A 15395-nucleotide genomic window follows, 5' to 3' on the forward strand; every position below is an offset into this window, starting at 1 on the left:
ATGCATATGAAAGGTCAATAGTCTCTTATGACTGCTATTAAATTGATACTCGTTATCTGGTGACGCATGCAATGCAGCACCAGATAACAAGAGACCAAACAAATGTGTGCGCGCTGTTTGAGACCGTTTATATATTAAAGGAGTTTAATCAATATAGAGTGTGGTGTCACTTTAGTCGCCATAATTTGCAGCTCTGTGCCGACATATTGACAGAGATATGACCTTTATAATCAACCTGTTCTGTGTCATCTAACAACGATATAACTTGGCTAACCTCCAAGCCCAGTTGCCACATAGGTAAATCGATTGAACATTCATTACCACTGAGATTAATCATAACAACGACTGCTTCACGACCCAGTACACGTGCGTACGCCAACTGGTTGTTAGTACAATGAAGCCATTGAATACAGCCCGACTCTAAAGGCTTACATTGTTTACGGATCTTGATCCATTGTTGGTAAAGCGATAGCCATTGTGAACTTTCAATTTCATTCCAAGGAAAACAACGACGATTATCCGGGTCTAGCCCTCCTTCTAGACCGACTTCACTCCCATAGTAAATACAAGGCGTGCCAACGTAAGTCATAAGCATTGCTAGCGCGATGTTCATTTTACGCTTATCACCATCAACCAATGTGATAAACCGAGCAGTATCGTGACTATCGAGTTGATTTAGCTGCGATAGCTGATTAGAAAATGGGATTTTTGCTCTGGCTTCGTCCAACCATGCTTTAAACTCCAAACCATCAATGTTGATTGGATCGTACATAATATCTTGTCGTGCGATAAAAGCTCGGACTGGATGAGCAAAACCGTAGTAGTTCATCGCCCCATCCTCTTGATCACCTTGCAACCACTGCGTTGCTTCAAAAAAGTGCTCACCTAACACATAAGCATTCGGGTTTACTGACTTAGTTGCATGACGAAACGCTGCCACATAATGAGCATTGTTTTTCGCGCCGTCTCCTTCGCCAAGCATATGGATTACATCAAACCGCCAGCCATCAACCAAGTACGGTGGCTTCAGCCAATACTTGATGACAGAATCTTCACTTTGGTAGATGTAGTCGCGCACCTGTTCATTTTCAAAGTTCAGAACCGGTAAGTTACCAATGCCTTTCCAACCAATGTAGTGATTGGTTTCACCTTCGAAAAAGTAGTAATCACGGAACTTTGACTGCGGATTGCCATACGCTCCTTCTCCTTTTTGTTGGATATCAAACCAAGGATGATGCACTGACGTGTGGTTAAACACCGCGTCTAAGACAATCTTCATATTCTTACCACGGATTTTCTCACACAGTTCAGCAAACTGATCATTAGTGCCGAACATAGGGTCAACAGTGAAGTAATCGGTGGTGTCGTATTTATGATTACTTGGTGAAGAAAAGATCGGATTAAAATAAAGCGCAGTAACGCCGAGCTGTTCAAGATAGTCCAACTTTTGCTCCACACCTTTGAGGTCGCCGCCAAAGAATTCACGTGCCCCGGTATTTTGGTGAGAGCCTACCGCATCTCCCCACACCTTGACGATCGATGCAGAATCATACTGAGCATAAGCGTGACGAATATCAGACTCACTTTTACTAGCAGAAAAACGGTCAGGAAAGATTTGATAGAAAACTTGCTCTTGGACCCAGCTTGGTGGTTGATGCTCTACATTCAACTTAAAGTGGAACTCTTTGGGTGGAATACGCTTTTGTACGCCTCGAGCATCGAGCCAGTATTGTTGTCCGTCTTTGAGGAGCTTAAACACATAATGTGTGACATCTCGATCTTGATTTGGTCGAAACGATGCCTCCCATAGTAATAATTCACCAGCCGTTCCTACTTGAGCCATGTCGACCAGATATTCTTCATTGTCCGGCTCAATACGCACATAGACGGAATCAAAATCCAATGTCTCGGTTTTCAGTCTGACTGTAACTTGCTCGTCATTAAAAGCTAAACCATCAATAGTTTGACTATGAAAAATAAATGGCAGGTTCATTATGGGCACTCCTCGTCATCGGATATGCCACTATGTTATTGAAGAATTAGAGACAAGAAATCCTCCCTGCGAGTTGACATATCAGCCAATTTTTCCAAGGAGGACCACACTTAGTAGGCGTAGTGACTTGTCGGATACCGCTTAGTTCAACAAGAGACTGTCATCTGCCAGCTCTTCACCACGCACTTTGGAGAACATATCCAACAAGTCTGGTACTTGCATGTTAGCGCGCTGCTCTCCAGCCACATCAAGCACAATTTCACCTTGGTGAAGCATTACGGTCCTATCGCCACATGCTAATGCGTCTTTCATCGAATGCGTCACCATCATCACTGTTAAATCGAACTCATCGACAATACGTTTAGTTAAGTCGATAACAAACGCCGCCATACGAGGATCAAGCGCAGCCGTGTGTTCATCAAGCAATAACAACTTACTCTCCGATAACGTCGCCATCACAAGGCTAACGGCTTGTCGTTGTCCACCAGACAGCAACCCAATGCTATCGCCCAAGCGGTCTTCTAAACCAAGACCGAGGATGCTAATTCGCTCTTGGAACAGCTTGCGACGTTTAGTAGAGAGCGCCAACCCCCAGCTGCGTTTTTTACCACGCATGTGCGCTAGAGCCATGTTCTCTTCTATCGTCAGTGCACCACAAGTCCCGGCCAATGGATCTTGAAACACTCGGGCACATTGCGTCGCACGTTGGGCTACCGTCTGCTTGGTGACGTCTTTACCATCAATGATCACCTGACCACCTATCATCGGCGTCTCACCTGTCACCGCACCAAGCAACGTCGATTTTCCTGCGCCATTAGAACCAATCACGGTAAGAAATTGATGCTCTGGAACCTCTAAAGAGACGCCTTTCAATGCACGATTTTCCAAAATCGTCCCTGGGTTGAACGTGACCTGAATGTTATTTAGTTCGATCATAATGCCTCCCCAGAACCATTTTTTGATGCCGCTTGTTTAGCATCAGTAACGCGTTGTTTCGCTCTCATGCTCTGTTTTAGCTTTGGAGCAATAAGCGCCACAGCCACCAATACTGCGGTAACCAGGTTGAGGTCTGAAGCTTGTAAACCAAACATGCCAGAGCTCAAAGCGAAAGCCACTGCAAGGCGATAAAGTACCGAACCGATGATGACCGCAAATACCGCAACCCAAATCTTGCGCCCGGGAATAAGGGTCTGCCCCAAAATCACAGCTGCCAAACCAACGACAATGGTGCCCACGCCAGAGGTCACATCCGCAAAGCTGTTCGTTTGTGCAAACAACGCGCCTGCGAATCCCACAAACCCGTTGGATAAAGCCAAGCCAAAGTAGGTATAAAAGCCAGTGCTCGCCCCTTGCGCAGAAACCATACGCGCATTCACACCCGTGGCTCGTAAACCAAGACCAAAGTCGCTGTTCAGCAGGCGAATGACAAAGAAAGCGGACAGAAGAACTAAGACCCCAACAACCAGAGGGCGAATAAACATCGCATCGCCCAATGCTTCAAACGGAGTGAGAATCGTATCCTCTCCAAGCAACGCCATATTAGGTTTGCCCATAATACGAATATTAATTGAAAATGCAGCGATCATGGTAAGAATGGAAGCTAACAGGTGTAAAATACCACACCGAACAGCCAGAAAAGCGGTTACCCACCCCGTCATACTACCAGCTATCATCGCCATTATTGTCGCAAGCCAAGGATTAATACCTGCGACAATCGCCGTTGCAGCTACCGCAGCTCCCATTGGAAAGCTGCCATCCACACTCAAATCGGGGAAATCGAGAACACGGAACGTAAGATACACACCCAGAGCGACTAGGCCATAAATCAAGCCAATTTCGAGTGCACCAAAAAAAGCAAATGCAGACATAACTGCTCCTTTCTGCATGCTCAGGCTGGCTAATACCAACCTGAACTTAAGACTTCTAACGTATACTCCCCTTCTTCTCTAGCAGAATGCTTTACACGAGAAACCCGGAGAGTATCAGTTTTGGGGCAAGCCTCTATCAACCAACGTGACAGGCTTAACCCCAAAAAGCGTTACTTATTGCATGCTTGTCGCACGTTCAACCACAGAACTTGGCAGCTTGATACCGAGCTTAGATGCTGCGCTTTCATTAATTACAAGGTCAGAGCCCGTCGCGACTTTTACATCCAGCTTGCCTGGTTCTTGACCATCAAGAATCGCCGCCACGTAATCCGCGGTTTGTACACCAACCTGGTAGTAGTCAAAACCTAAGCCTGCAATAGCACCCTTTTCGACATACGACGTCGCGCCACCAAATACAGGTTTCTTCGCTTGATTCGCTGCCACAATCATCCCTTCAATCGCACTTGCAACTGTATTGTCTGTTGGGGCGTAAAGAATGTCTGATTTCGCTGCAATCGCTTGAGTCGCAGACTGAACATCAGCACTTTTTAGTGCGGTCGCTTCAACCACTTGTATGCCTTTTGCTTTTGCGCTTTCTTTTAGTAATTCAACTAAAGTCACGGCATTAGCTTCACCGGGATTAAATACAACCCCGATGCTTTTCACCTGAGGAAGAATTTCTTGGATCAGATCGACATGCTGAGCAACGGGTGAAAGATCAGACAGGCCAGTTACGTTTTTGCCTGGTTGTTCCATCGACTTAACCAATTTCGCACCAACCGGATCTGTTACCGCAGTAAAGACAACAGGAATAGAGCGAGTAGCCGACACCAAAGCTTGTGCCGAAGGTGTCGCGATGCCAACTAACACATCAGGATTTTCGCCGACGTACTGACGGGCAATTTGCACCGCAATCGCTGGATTACCCTGTGCGGTCTTATAATCAAATTCTAGATTTTTGCCTTCTTCGTAGCCTTTCGCTTTCAAACCATCAAGTAATCCTTGGCGCGTCGCGTCTAACGCCGGGTGTTCGACAATCTGTGAAACTGCGACAGTTGCAGTGGCGGCCAGTACATTGGTAGAAGAGAAAATAGCAGTAGCAGATAGAACGGCGGTGGCTAATAAACGTTTCGTTTTCATCATAACTCCTTGATGTGACTTCGTCCTTGTTTCACGAGCTTTCAATATGTGTATCGACTCGTGAATTCAAATGTTTGAAGGCGGTATTGTTGTGTTCGTATAACTGTGCACTTCTTGCGCATCTTGTTTTTATTATTACTACTAAGTCTTAGTAAAGAAAAGAAAGATTTAACACTAAAGCAACATTTGTGATCAGGGGGACTTCTTCATCCGGAAAGAATCTTTGGTAAACAAAGCTTCGCTCGCTTCATCGACGACCGTCAAAGTAGGTAATAGAGGCAGGATCAAAAATGGAGCGGCCAGTGCACACTCCATTTCAAACAATTTAAATTAGAACCAACGCTCTAATGACGATTTATCGAGCTGGCGAAACGCTCGGTTCAGTATGATCGCAAGCTCTTTGTAACGAGGGCGAGCTTTGACAGGCTCTAATGCAAAACCTGTTTCCACAATTTTTTGATGCAACTCCCGATACCAAGAGGCCAAAGAAGGCGGCAATTTCGTGTTGGATCGAGCACCAAGCCACCAAATGCCTTGAAGTGGCAAGCTAATCGCAAACAAGGCGACAACAATGGATTGAGGTAACGCGTGGTAATTGTTGAATGCCATTTGAGTGAGTACGCTGATCGCAGCAACGGCCGGCATGACTTTAATGCCAAAGCGAGTCGCCTTAATGATACGCTGTTCCGGAAATATGGCGCTTAGCTCTTTACGAACCGGCCAGATCTCCATGTAATTCTGGCCATCTTTCAGGCTATGGATCAATCCGACTTTATTACTCATACCGCTCTCTCACTAAAAAATAGTTGAACATTTCAACTGAAGGTACAAAAAATTGATGAAAGTTAATATTCTTTCAAATTTTTTTTGTTATCATTGCTTATTATCGCTATCCTTTGCAGACCCTCAATCTCATTGTTGCTGTTATTTACAATTTAAGCAACTCCGAGATATCTATCTGCACGGATCGCATCATAGTGATGGAAGGGTTCATCACTATTTCTTTATATGGAATTAGAACAATTTTTGACCAGGATTAGTACGCAGCCTTCTGGGTATCGGCTATTCTTGTGATTAATTTTTCATTCTTTAACTGATTTTTTATCAGACGAATAACAGGTAGTCATACATGTCTAAGCTAGTTTTAGTTTTAAACTGCGGTAGTTCTTCTCTTAAATTTGCCGTTGTTGATGCCGAGAACGGCGACGAGCACTTGTCAGGTCTTGCTGAGTGTCTTCACCTTCCTGAAGCTCGCATCAAGTGGAAACTTGATGGCAAGCACGAAGCTCAACTAGGCAATGGTGCAGCTCACGAAGAAGCACTAGCGTTTATGGTAGAAACTATTCTTGCTTCTAAGCCAGAGCTTAAAGCTAACCTAGGCGCAATCGGTCACCGTATCGTTCACGGCGGCGAGCAGTTCACTCAATCTGCACTAATTACTGATGAAGTTCTAAAAGGTATTCAAGACGCTGCAACATTTGCACCTCTTCATAACCCTGCTCACATCATCGGTATCGAAGCGGCTAAGAAAAACTTCCCAGAGCTGAAAAACGTTGCTGTATTTGACACTGCGTTCCACCAAACTATGCCTGAAGAGTCTTACCTATACGCTCTTCCATACAACCTATACAAAGAACACGGTATCCGTCGTTACGGCATGCACGGTACTTCTCACTTGTTCATCACTCGTGAAGTTGCAGGCCTACTAAACAAACCAGTTGAAGAAGTAAACATCATCAACTGTCACCTAGGTAACGGCGCATCTGTATGTGCGATCAAGAACGGTCAATCTGTAGACACTTCTATGGGTCTTACTCCACTTGAAGGTCTGGTAATGGGTACTCGCTGTGGCGACATCGACCCTGCTATCGTCTTCCACCTACACGACGCTCTAGGTTACTCTGTTGATCAAATCAACACGATGCTAACTAAAGAGTCTGGTCTTCAAGGTCTAACTGAAGTGACTTCTGACTGTCGTTTCGTTGAAGACAACTACGGTCAAAAAGAAGAAGCAACACGCGCAATGGACGTGTTCTGCCACCGTCTAGCTAAATACGTTGCTGGCTACACTGCTTCAATGGAAGGCCGTCTAGACGCAATCACTTTCACTGGCGGTATCGGCGAGAACTCTGGCCCTATCCGTGAAATGGTTCTAAACCGTCTTGGCATCTTCGGTATCGAAGTAGATAGCGAAGCTAACCTTAAAGCTCGCTTCGGCGGCGAAGGCGTTATCACGACTGAAAACAGCCGTATCCCTGCAATGGTTATCTCTACTAACGAAGAGCTAGTCATCGCTGAAGACACTGCTCGCCTGACAGGTCTTTAATTGAATTCCTGGCTAGCCACTCGGCTAGCCAGATTTTCATTCAAACGAATTTCTTAGGGGCTCAACTCCTATTCTTCGAGCTTCATGGAATAAGAGTTGAGCTTTTATCCCCCAAATAGCTAAAGGTACTCTACGAATGTCTCGTACTATTATGCTTATCCCTACTAGCGCAGGCGTTGGCCTAACAAGCGTTAGCATGGGTGTTCTTCGCGCTATGGAGCGTAAAGGCGTTAAAGTTTCTTTCTACAAGCCAATCTGTCAGCCACGTTCAGGTGGTGATCAGCCAGATCTGACTTCAACTATCGTTGGTCGTAACAGCGATATGAAGATCGGTGAACCAATGGCGATGTCTGTTGCTGAAAGCCTAATCGGTAACGACAACATGGACGAGCTGCTAGAAACCGTTGTTGAACGTTACAACCAAATCAACAAAGACGCAGACGTTACGCTAATCGAAGGTCTTGTACCTACTCGTAAGCACCCATTTGCAAACCAAGTAAACGCGGAAATCGCGGCAACACTTGGTGCAGAAATCGTGCTAGTTGCGACTCCAGGTACTGATAACCCTGCGCAACTGAAAGAGCGTATCGAAGTAGCATGTTCTAACTTCGGCGGCACTAAAAACAAAAACATCTCTGGTGTTATCATCAACAAGCTAAACGCTCCTGTTGACGAAGCTGGCCGTACTCGCCCTGACCTATCTGAAATCTTTGACGATGCAGACAGCGCGAAACAAAACGAATTGAAAGTGATGGAAATTTTCAACACTTCTCCAATTCGTGTACTAGGTTGTGTGCCATGGAGCATTGATCTGATTGCGACTCGTGCAATCGACATGGCTAAACACCTGAAAGCAGATATCATCAACGAAGGTGACATCAACACTCGTCGCATCAAGAGCATCACTTTCTGTGCACGTTCTCTGCCAAACATGATTGAGCACTTCAAACCGGGTTCTCTACTTGTTACTTCTGCAGACCGTCCTGATGTTATCGTTGCTGCTTCTCTTGCTGCAATGAACGGTGTGGATATTGGTGCAGTACTGCTAACTGGCGGTTACGATATCCCTAGCGAAATCGAAGGCCTATGTAAACCAGCATTCGACACTGGTCTACCTATCTTCAAAGCACAAGGTAACACTTGGCAAACGTCTCTAAACCTACAGAGTTTCAGCATCGAAGTACCTGCAGACGATAAAGAGCGTATCGAGTTCATCAACGAACACGTTGCTGGCCACATCGACGGTAACTGGATCGAGTCTATGACTGAAGGCACTCAGAAGTCTCGTCGTCTAAGCCCACCAGCGTTCCGTTACCAGCTAACTGAACTTGCTCGTAAAGCAGGTAAGCGTATCGTTCTTCCAGAAGGTGACGAACCACGCACAGTTAAAGCAGCGGCAATCTGTGCTGAACGCGGCATTGCAGACTGTGTACTTCTAGGTAACCCAGATGAAATCCGTCGCGTAGCGGCTCAACAAGGCGTTGAGCTAGGTACTGGTGTAACCATCATCGATGCAGATGCTGTTCGTGAAAACTACGTTGCTCGCCTAGTTGAGTTGCGCGGTGCGAAAGGCATGACTGAAGTTGTGGCTCGTGAGAAGCTACAAGATTCAGTATTCCTAGGCACAATGATGCTTGAGAACGACGAAGTTGACGGCCTAGTTTCTGGTGCTGTTCACACTACGGCGAACACTATCGTTCCTCCGTTCCAAATCATCAAGACTGCACCAAACGCGTCTATCGTATCTTCAGTATTCTTCATGCTTCTGCCTGATCAAGTACTGGTATACGGTGACTGTGCGATCAACCCAGATCCAACAGCTGAACAGCTTGCTGAAATCGCTATCCAATCTGCTGACTCTGCAGCAGCATTCGGTATCGAACCACGCGTTGCAATGATCTCTTACTCTACTGGTGAATCTGGTAAGGGTGCAGACGTTGATAAAGTACGTGAAGCAACAAAACTGGCTCAAGAGAAACGTCCTGATCTTATCATCGACGGTCCTCTACAGTACGACGCTGCGATCATGGAAAACGTTGCTGCTTCTAAAGCACCAAACTCTCCAGTTGCAGGTAAAGCGACAGTATTCGTGTTCCCAGACCTAAACACTGGTAACACGACTTACAAAGCGGTACAACGTTCAGCAGACCTAGTATCTATCGGTCCAATGCTGCAAGGTATGCGCAAGCCTGTAAACGACTTATCTCGTGGCGCGCTAGTAGACGACATCGTGTACACCATCGCTCTAACAGCTATCCAAGCAGACCAAGAAGCTAAATAATCGCTTCTGACATCTAGTTGGATATAGATACAAAGCCCTCGATTCGTCGAGGGCTTTTTCTATTGCTGGCCAGAACACTTATTTGTTTTTTATACCAATCACTGCACAACCTATAATTACTGGTGCACAAAGCTTTTCTCCCTATCGCCCCCATACCTAATCGACATTGCTCGTGCTTGTTCTTACACCGATTGACCCACTCCCAAAAATGCATTGGCTCCAAAGCAGCACGGTCCCTGTTCAATTTATCGACATTATTTACGTTTTAGCTAAACTTTTTTGCTAGGAAATACGTAAAAGCTACTGCAATGCACAAACTCATTGACTGCTAAGGAATATATATGAAGGATTTCATCAATACATCACTGATAAAGTTTGGTTTAGCTGCGTTTCTGATTAGTTTTTCTTCATTCAGCTTTTCCGCCCCGAGTATTAAAGGCGTCGATCAAGATATGTCCGGAGGAACGGTGACCGCTGAAATGGCTCATGCTGATGACAATGGGTGGATGGTTGTCCACCGAACAGACGAATCAATGAAGCCTGGTCCTGTTATCGGCTACGCTCCGTTAAAAATGGGAAAGAATGAAAACGTAAATGCAATTTTGATGGAACCAGTAGAATCAGGCGATATGCTGATGTTAATGGTCCACGGAGAGAAAGGTGGCATGAAGACTGGTGTGTTTGAGTATACGCTCGGCGCTAAAGAGGACGGTCCTGTAAAAGTGGACGGAAAGCTAGTGATGGACATCGTACGCGCTAAGTAAGGTGGCGATGAATGAAAAAGTAAACTTCCTACTCCCGGTATTTAGATGACACAAAAGTACTTAACGGCATTGCTAACCGTTAAGTACTTTTTCATTTGCGATGGAAGCAGCAAACTAGCCAATCCTTTCTCTTCCATGAGGAGTATTTAGGTCTAAATCAGGCCCTTTTGGTACAACTTGCGTCGGATTAATCCCAGTGTGGCTGAAGTAGTAGTGGCGTTTAATGTGATAGAAATCCGTCGTTTCTTCGACGCCTTCGACTTGATATAACTCTTTTAAGTAGCCTTGTATATTTTCGTAGTCTGCGATGCGCTGCTTGTTACACTTGAAATGCCCCACATACACCGCATCAAAACGAATAAGAGTCGTAAACAAACGCCAATCAGCCTCAGTAATTGTGTTCCCTGCTAAGTAACGATGCGTCGCTAAGTGAGCATCGATTTTATCTAACGCATTAAACAAAGAATCAAACGCTTCTTCATACGCCTCTTGTGTAGTCGCGAAGCCACAACGATACACTCCGTTGTTGACATTTGGATAAACAAAATCGTTCCACTCATCAATAACATGTTTTAGATGATCTGGATAGTAGTCGTCGTGATTCCCTGTTAACGCATTGAATTCCGAATTGAACATGCGAATGATCTCTGACGACTCGTTTGACACAATAGTATTGGTCTTTTTATCCCAAAGTACAGGCACGGTTACGCGGCCCGTGTAATCGGGTTTGGCCTGCGTGTAAATTTGATACATGCGCGTGTGACCAAACAATGGCTCAGGAAGCCCCATTTGCCAACCTTGGCTGAGCATATCAGGGCAAACGACCGTGACATCAATATGTGGTTCTAAACCTTTCAGCTTGCGGAAAATGAGGGTTCGATGTGCCCACGGACAAGCAAGAGAGACATACAAATGGTATCGACCGGACTCTGGTGTAAACTCCGCATCAGGGTCGTTTTTAACCCAGTTACGGAATCCGGCATCTTCGCGCACAAATTTGCCACCATTTGATTTTGTGTCATACCAGACATCTTGCCAAACACCTTCAACCAACTTACCCATGATTGCTCTCCTCTCGTTCTGTTTGTGTCTATATTAGCGTTTCCTATCAAACAGAGAATCATCGAACTTAGGACATCATGTTCAAGAAATTCGAATGTATAAATCAGACACATAAAAAAAGCGCGACCCGATGAAGGTGTCGCGCTTAAGCCCGTCACAGGCTGAATTTATACACTAACGTGTAAACAAGATACCGCGTGAACGTCATTACCTAAAATGGTTGGCTTTGTCTTCGCACACTCTTCGGTTGCTTGTGGGCAACGAGTGCGGAATACACAACCCGACGGTGGGTTGATAGGTGAAGGAAGATCACCCTCTAGCATTTGGATTTTCTTATTGCGCTCAATATCCGGGTCCGGGATCGGAACCGCAGACATCAGCGCACGCGTATATGGGTGCTTAGGCTCAGCAAACAGAGCCTCGGCCTCGCCAAGTTCCACGGCATTACCTAAATACATAACTAAAACGCGATCTGAAATGTGTTTAACGACAGACAAGTCATGCGCAATGAATACCAGAGAAAGCCCTAACTCTTTTTGAATCTCTTTAAGTAGGTTAACCACCTGAGCTTGAATAGATACATCAAGCGCCGATACTGGCTCGTCACAAATGATCATCTTAGGCTTAAGGATAAGCGCACGCGCTATCCCGATACGCTGACACTGACCACCCGAGAACTCGTGTGGGTAACGGTTAATCACGTTAGGTAATAGGCCAACTTTCGCCATCATCTCTTTAACGCGATCTTTCACTTCCTGCTTAGACAGTTCTGGATAGAATGTCTCAAGAGGTTCAGCAATGATATCACCAACAGTCATACGCGGATTCAGCGATGCCAATGGGTCTTGGAAAATCATCTGAATTTCTTTACGCGTCTCACGGCGCTGAACGCTTTTCATTTTAGTAAGGTCTTGACCCAACCAAACTACTTGGCCGTCAGTAGCTTCAACCAGACCAATGATGGCACGAGCAAACGTCGATTTACCACAACCTGATTCACCTACTACACCAAGCGTTTCCCCTTCGTATAGTCGAACGTTCACGCCATCTACCGCTTTCAGGCTCGAAGGCTTTGACCACGGCCATGCCGACTTTGAGGCAATGCTGAAGTGAACTTTCAGCTCAGAAATGTCCAGAATTAGTTTTTTGTCTACTGCGTTCATTTGTTCCAAGCCTCCCATTCAGAAAAACATGCACGCTGACGACCATCACCAAATGGTGTCAGAATTGGCGCCTCGCGCTTACAACGATCCATCACACGGTGACAGCGCTCTTGATAAGGGCAGCCCGGCGGTAGACGAAGCAAGTTTGGTGGATTACCAGGAATGGTCGGCAGAATTTCACCCTCAGTATCGAGGCGAGGAATCGCCTTCAGCAGCCCCTCCGCATAAGGATGGCTTGGATTGTAGAAAATTTCGTTTACGTTGCCGTACTCCATAGTACGGCCTGCATACATCACCAGCACCTTGTCACACGAACCTGCAACCACACCAAGGTCGTGCGTGATCATGATGATCGCTGTGTTGAACTCAGATTTCAGCTCATTCAACAAGTCCATGATCTGTGCTTGTACCGTCACATCAAGTGCTGTTGTTGGCTCATCGGCAATAAGCAGTTTAGGACGACATAACAACGCCATCGCGATCATTACACGCTGACGCATACCGCCTGAAAACTCATGCGGGTACATCGTGATACGCTTACGCGCTTCAGGGATTTTTACCGCTTCCAGCATGCGTACTGATTCTTCAAATGCTTCCGCTTTGCCCATGCCTTTGTGCAGCATAAGCACTTCCATCAACTGATCACTCACTTTCATGTAAGGGTTCAGTGATGTCATTGGGTCTTGGAAGATCATTGCGATCTGTTCCGCACGCACTTTGTTCAGTTCTTTTTCTGGTAAGTTTAGGATTTCTTTGCCTTCAAACTTTGCGCTACCAGAAATAATACCGTTCTTAGCCAAAAGGCCCATGATTGCGAATACGGTTTGAGATTTACCTGATCCCGACTCTCCAACGATACCTAAGGTTTCGCCTTGGTTGAGAGAGAAGTTCAAATCGTTTACTGCGGTTACGATACCATCTTGCGTGGTGAATTCGACGCGCAGATCTTTGACATCTAATAAGCTCATCATTGCTTCCTTAATCTTATCTTTTAATTATCTGTCTTTTGGATCCAGCGCATCGCGCAGGCCGTCACCAACGTAGTTGAAGCAGAATAGCGTCACAACCATGAACACTGCTGGGAATGCCAGCTGCCAGATTGCTACTTCCATTGTCTGTGCACCTTCTTGTAGAAGAGCGCCCCAACTTGTCATTGGTTCCTGAACACCAAGACCAAGGAATGATAGGAATGATTCCGTTAGAATCATACTTGGGATAAGCAGCGTAGAGTATACCGCTACAATACCCAGTACGTTCGGTACGATATGACGAGTAATGATTTTCCAGTTGCTTACACCACACACATGTGCCGCTTCGATAAACTCCTTGCTACGTAGACTAAGAGTCTGGCCACGTACGATACGCGCCATATCTAGCCATGCGATAGCACCAATCGCAACGAAGATCAGCATGATGTTACGACCGAAGAATGTTACCAGTACAATCACCAGGAACATAAACGGTACCGCGTATAAAATTTCTAGAATACGCATCATTACGCGGTCAACTTTACCGCCGATGAAACCAGATGCTGCGCCGTAGAGCGTACCAATCAGTACCGCTACAAATGCACCCATAACACCTACCATCAACGAAATACGACCTCCAATTAGCGTACGCACGTATAAATCACGGCCTAAGCTGTCAGTACCAAACCAATGGTCAGCATTCGGTGCAACGTGCATCGCGTACCAGTCAGTATCATCAAATGTGTACGGTGCGATCATTGGCAGGATAATAACCGCCAACGTCATTAGAACAAGAAGGAATAAGCTCACCATCGCCGCTTTGTTGCGCATGAAACGGATACGAGCATCTTGCCAAAGACTGCGACCTTCAATCTCCAAGTTTTCGGAGAATTTCTCAATCGCTTCTAGGTTTTCTTTTTTCGTTAACATAACCAAACGTCCCTGTTAGTAGCGAATTTTCGGGTCAATCATTGCAAGTAAAATATCTACAATCGCGTTGAATAGAATGAATAGGAAACCAATCAGAATGGTTACCCCCATTACTAGCGAGTAGTCACGGTTAAACGCAGCGTTAACGAATAGTTTACCAATACCAGGCAGACCAAAAATGGTTTCGATAACAACGGAACCGGTGATGATACCTACGAAAGCTGGGCCCATGTAAGAAACAACAGGGAGAAGTGCCGGCTTAAGAGCGTGTTTGATAATGATATAACGGTAACTTAGACCTTTAGCACGTGCCGTACGAATAAAGTTACTGTTTAGGGTTTCGATCATCGAACCACGTGTGATACGAGCAAAGGTAGCAACATACAGTAGCGACATACCAATAACAGGAAGCACTAAATACTGCCAGCTACCATCTTGCCAACCGCCCGCAGGGAAGATATTCCAATGAAGCGAGAATATGTAGATAAGCGCAGGCGCTAATACAAAGGATGGCATTACGACACCAAGCATCGCAGTCGACATAATGGTGTAATCAATCCAAGTATTTTGCTTGAGCGCAGCAATGGTACCGACGGTAACCCCCATTATCAAAGTAAAGATAAAGGCGATGAAGCCCACTTTAGCCGAAACAGGTAAGGCAACCGCGATCAGCTCGTTTACTGAGTAATCAAGGTATTTAAATGACGGTCCGAAATCACCTTGGATAACATTGGTCAAATACGTGGTGTATTGTTCAAATACAGGTTTATCCAAGCCATATTTAGCTTCGATATTTGCCATTACTTCGGGTGGCAATGGACGCTCTGTCGAGAAAGGGTTTCCCGGTGCAAAGCGCATAAGAAAGAAAGATACGGTGATCAAAACCAACATTGTTGGGAT

Annotated in this window: 13 protein-coding genes; 3 read left to right on the forward strand and 10 right to left on the reverse strand. The window is 45.6% G+C overall.

Features of this window, described 5'->3' with window-relative positions; translation table 11 throughout:
• Nucleotides 1-166: 166 nt before the first annotated feature.
• The 5 genes from malZ to yfbV form a co-directional block, all read right to left on the reverse strand.
• Nucleotides 167-1993 carry a maltodextrin glucosidase gene (malZ, locus tag R7Q47_RS12720; RefSeq protein WP_248486878.1) on the reverse strand — a complete coding sequence of 609 codons (1827 nt, stop codon included), beginning with the start codon at nt 1991-1993 and terminating at the stop codon, nt 167-169.
• A gap of 141 nt (nt 1994-2134) precedes the next feature.
• Nucleotides 2135-2929 carry an ABC transporter ATP-binding protein gene (locus R7Q47_RS12725; protein ID WP_042523106.1) on the reverse strand — a complete coding sequence of 265 codons (795 nt, stop codon included), beginning with the start codon at nt 2927-2929 and terminating at the stop codon, nt 2135-2137.
• Nucleotides 2926-3861, reverse strand: a complete 936-nt coding sequence (locus R7Q47_RS12730; RefSeq protein WP_012841584.1) for an ABC transporter permease — start codon at nt 3859-3861, stop codon at nt 2926-2928. The genes R7Q47_RS12725 and R7Q47_RS12730 overlap by 4 nt, the downstream gene beginning before the upstream one ends.
• A gap of 174 nt (nt 3862-4035) precedes the next feature.
• Nucleotides 4036-5001, reverse strand: coding sequence for an ABC transporter substrate-binding protein (locus R7Q47_RS12735; RefSeq protein ID WP_017633858.1), 966 nt, complete (start codon nt 4999-5001; stop codon nt 4036-4038).
• Nucleotides 5002-5331: 330 nt separating this feature from the next.
• Entirely contained in the window at nt 5332-5784 is a 453-nt protein-coding gene (gene yfbV / locus R7Q47_RS12740) for a terminus macrodomain insulation protein YfbV (RefSeq protein WP_005380809.1), read from the reverse strand.
• Between the two features lie 346 nt (nt 5785-6130).
• On the opposite strand from yfbV, the gene R7Q47_RS12745 reads away from it, so the two are divergent.
• From R7Q47_RS12745 to R7Q47_RS12755, 3 genes are all read left to right on the forward strand, one after another.
• On the forward strand, nt 6131-7327 hold the full coding sequence (locus R7Q47_RS12745) for an acetate kinase (RefSeq protein WP_005380807.1): 1197 nt from the start codon (nt 6131-6133) through the stop codon (nt 7325-7327).
• Between the two features lie 136 nt (nt 7328-7463).
• Nucleotides 7464-9608 carry a phosphate acetyltransferase gene (gene pta, locus R7Q47_RS12750; protein WP_005380805.1) on the forward strand — a complete coding sequence of 715 codons (2145 nt, stop codon included), beginning with the start codon at nt 7464-7466 and terminating at the stop codon, nt 9606-9608.
• A 341-nt stretch (nt 9609-9949) separates the two neighbouring features.
• Nucleotides 9950-10372, forward strand: coding sequence for a hypothetical protein (locus tag R7Q47_RS12755; protein WP_005380804.1), 423 nt, complete (start codon nt 9950-9952; stop codon nt 10370-10372).
• Between the two features lie 114 nt (nt 10373-10486).
• Here R7Q47_RS12755 and R7Q47_RS12760 read toward each other — a convergent pair whose 3' ends face one another.
• The 5 genes from R7Q47_RS12760 to oppB form a co-directional block, all read right to left on the reverse strand.
• Entirely contained in the window at nt 10487-11434 is a 948-nt protein-coding gene (locus tag R7Q47_RS12760) for a glutathione S-transferase family protein (protein ID WP_005387267.1), read from the reverse strand.
• 167 nt (nt 11435-11601) lie between these two features.
• A complete protein-coding gene (oppF, locus tag R7Q47_RS12765) occupies nt 11602-12615 on the reverse strand; it encodes a murein tripeptide/oligopeptide ABC transporter ATP binding protein OppF (RefSeq protein WP_275124873.1) in 1014 nt (337 codons plus the stop codon).
• Nucleotides 12594-13565: an ABC transporter ATP-binding protein gene (locus R7Q47_RS12770; RefSeq protein WP_005380792.1), complete on the reverse strand. Its 972-nt coding sequence runs from the start codon at nt 13563-13565 to the stop codon at nt 12594-12596. The genes oppF and R7Q47_RS12770 overlap by 22 nt, the downstream gene beginning before the upstream one ends.
• A gap of 27 nt (nt 13566-13592) precedes the next feature.
• Complete coding sequence (oppC, locus tag R7Q47_RS12775; protein ID WP_017633861.1) at nt 13593-14495, reverse strand: oligopeptide ABC transporter permease OppC; 903 nt, start codon at nt 14493-14495, stop codon at nt 13593-13595.
• A gap of 15 nt (nt 14496-14510) precedes the next feature.
• Nucleotides 14511-15395 (reverse strand): oligopeptide ABC transporter permease OppB (gene oppB, locus R7Q47_RS12780; RefSeq protein ID WP_318072996.1); only part of this gene is annotated, 885 nt, incomplete at its 5' end.

The sequence above is a fragment of the Vibrio sp. Vb0349 genome (genome assembly GCF_033338975.1).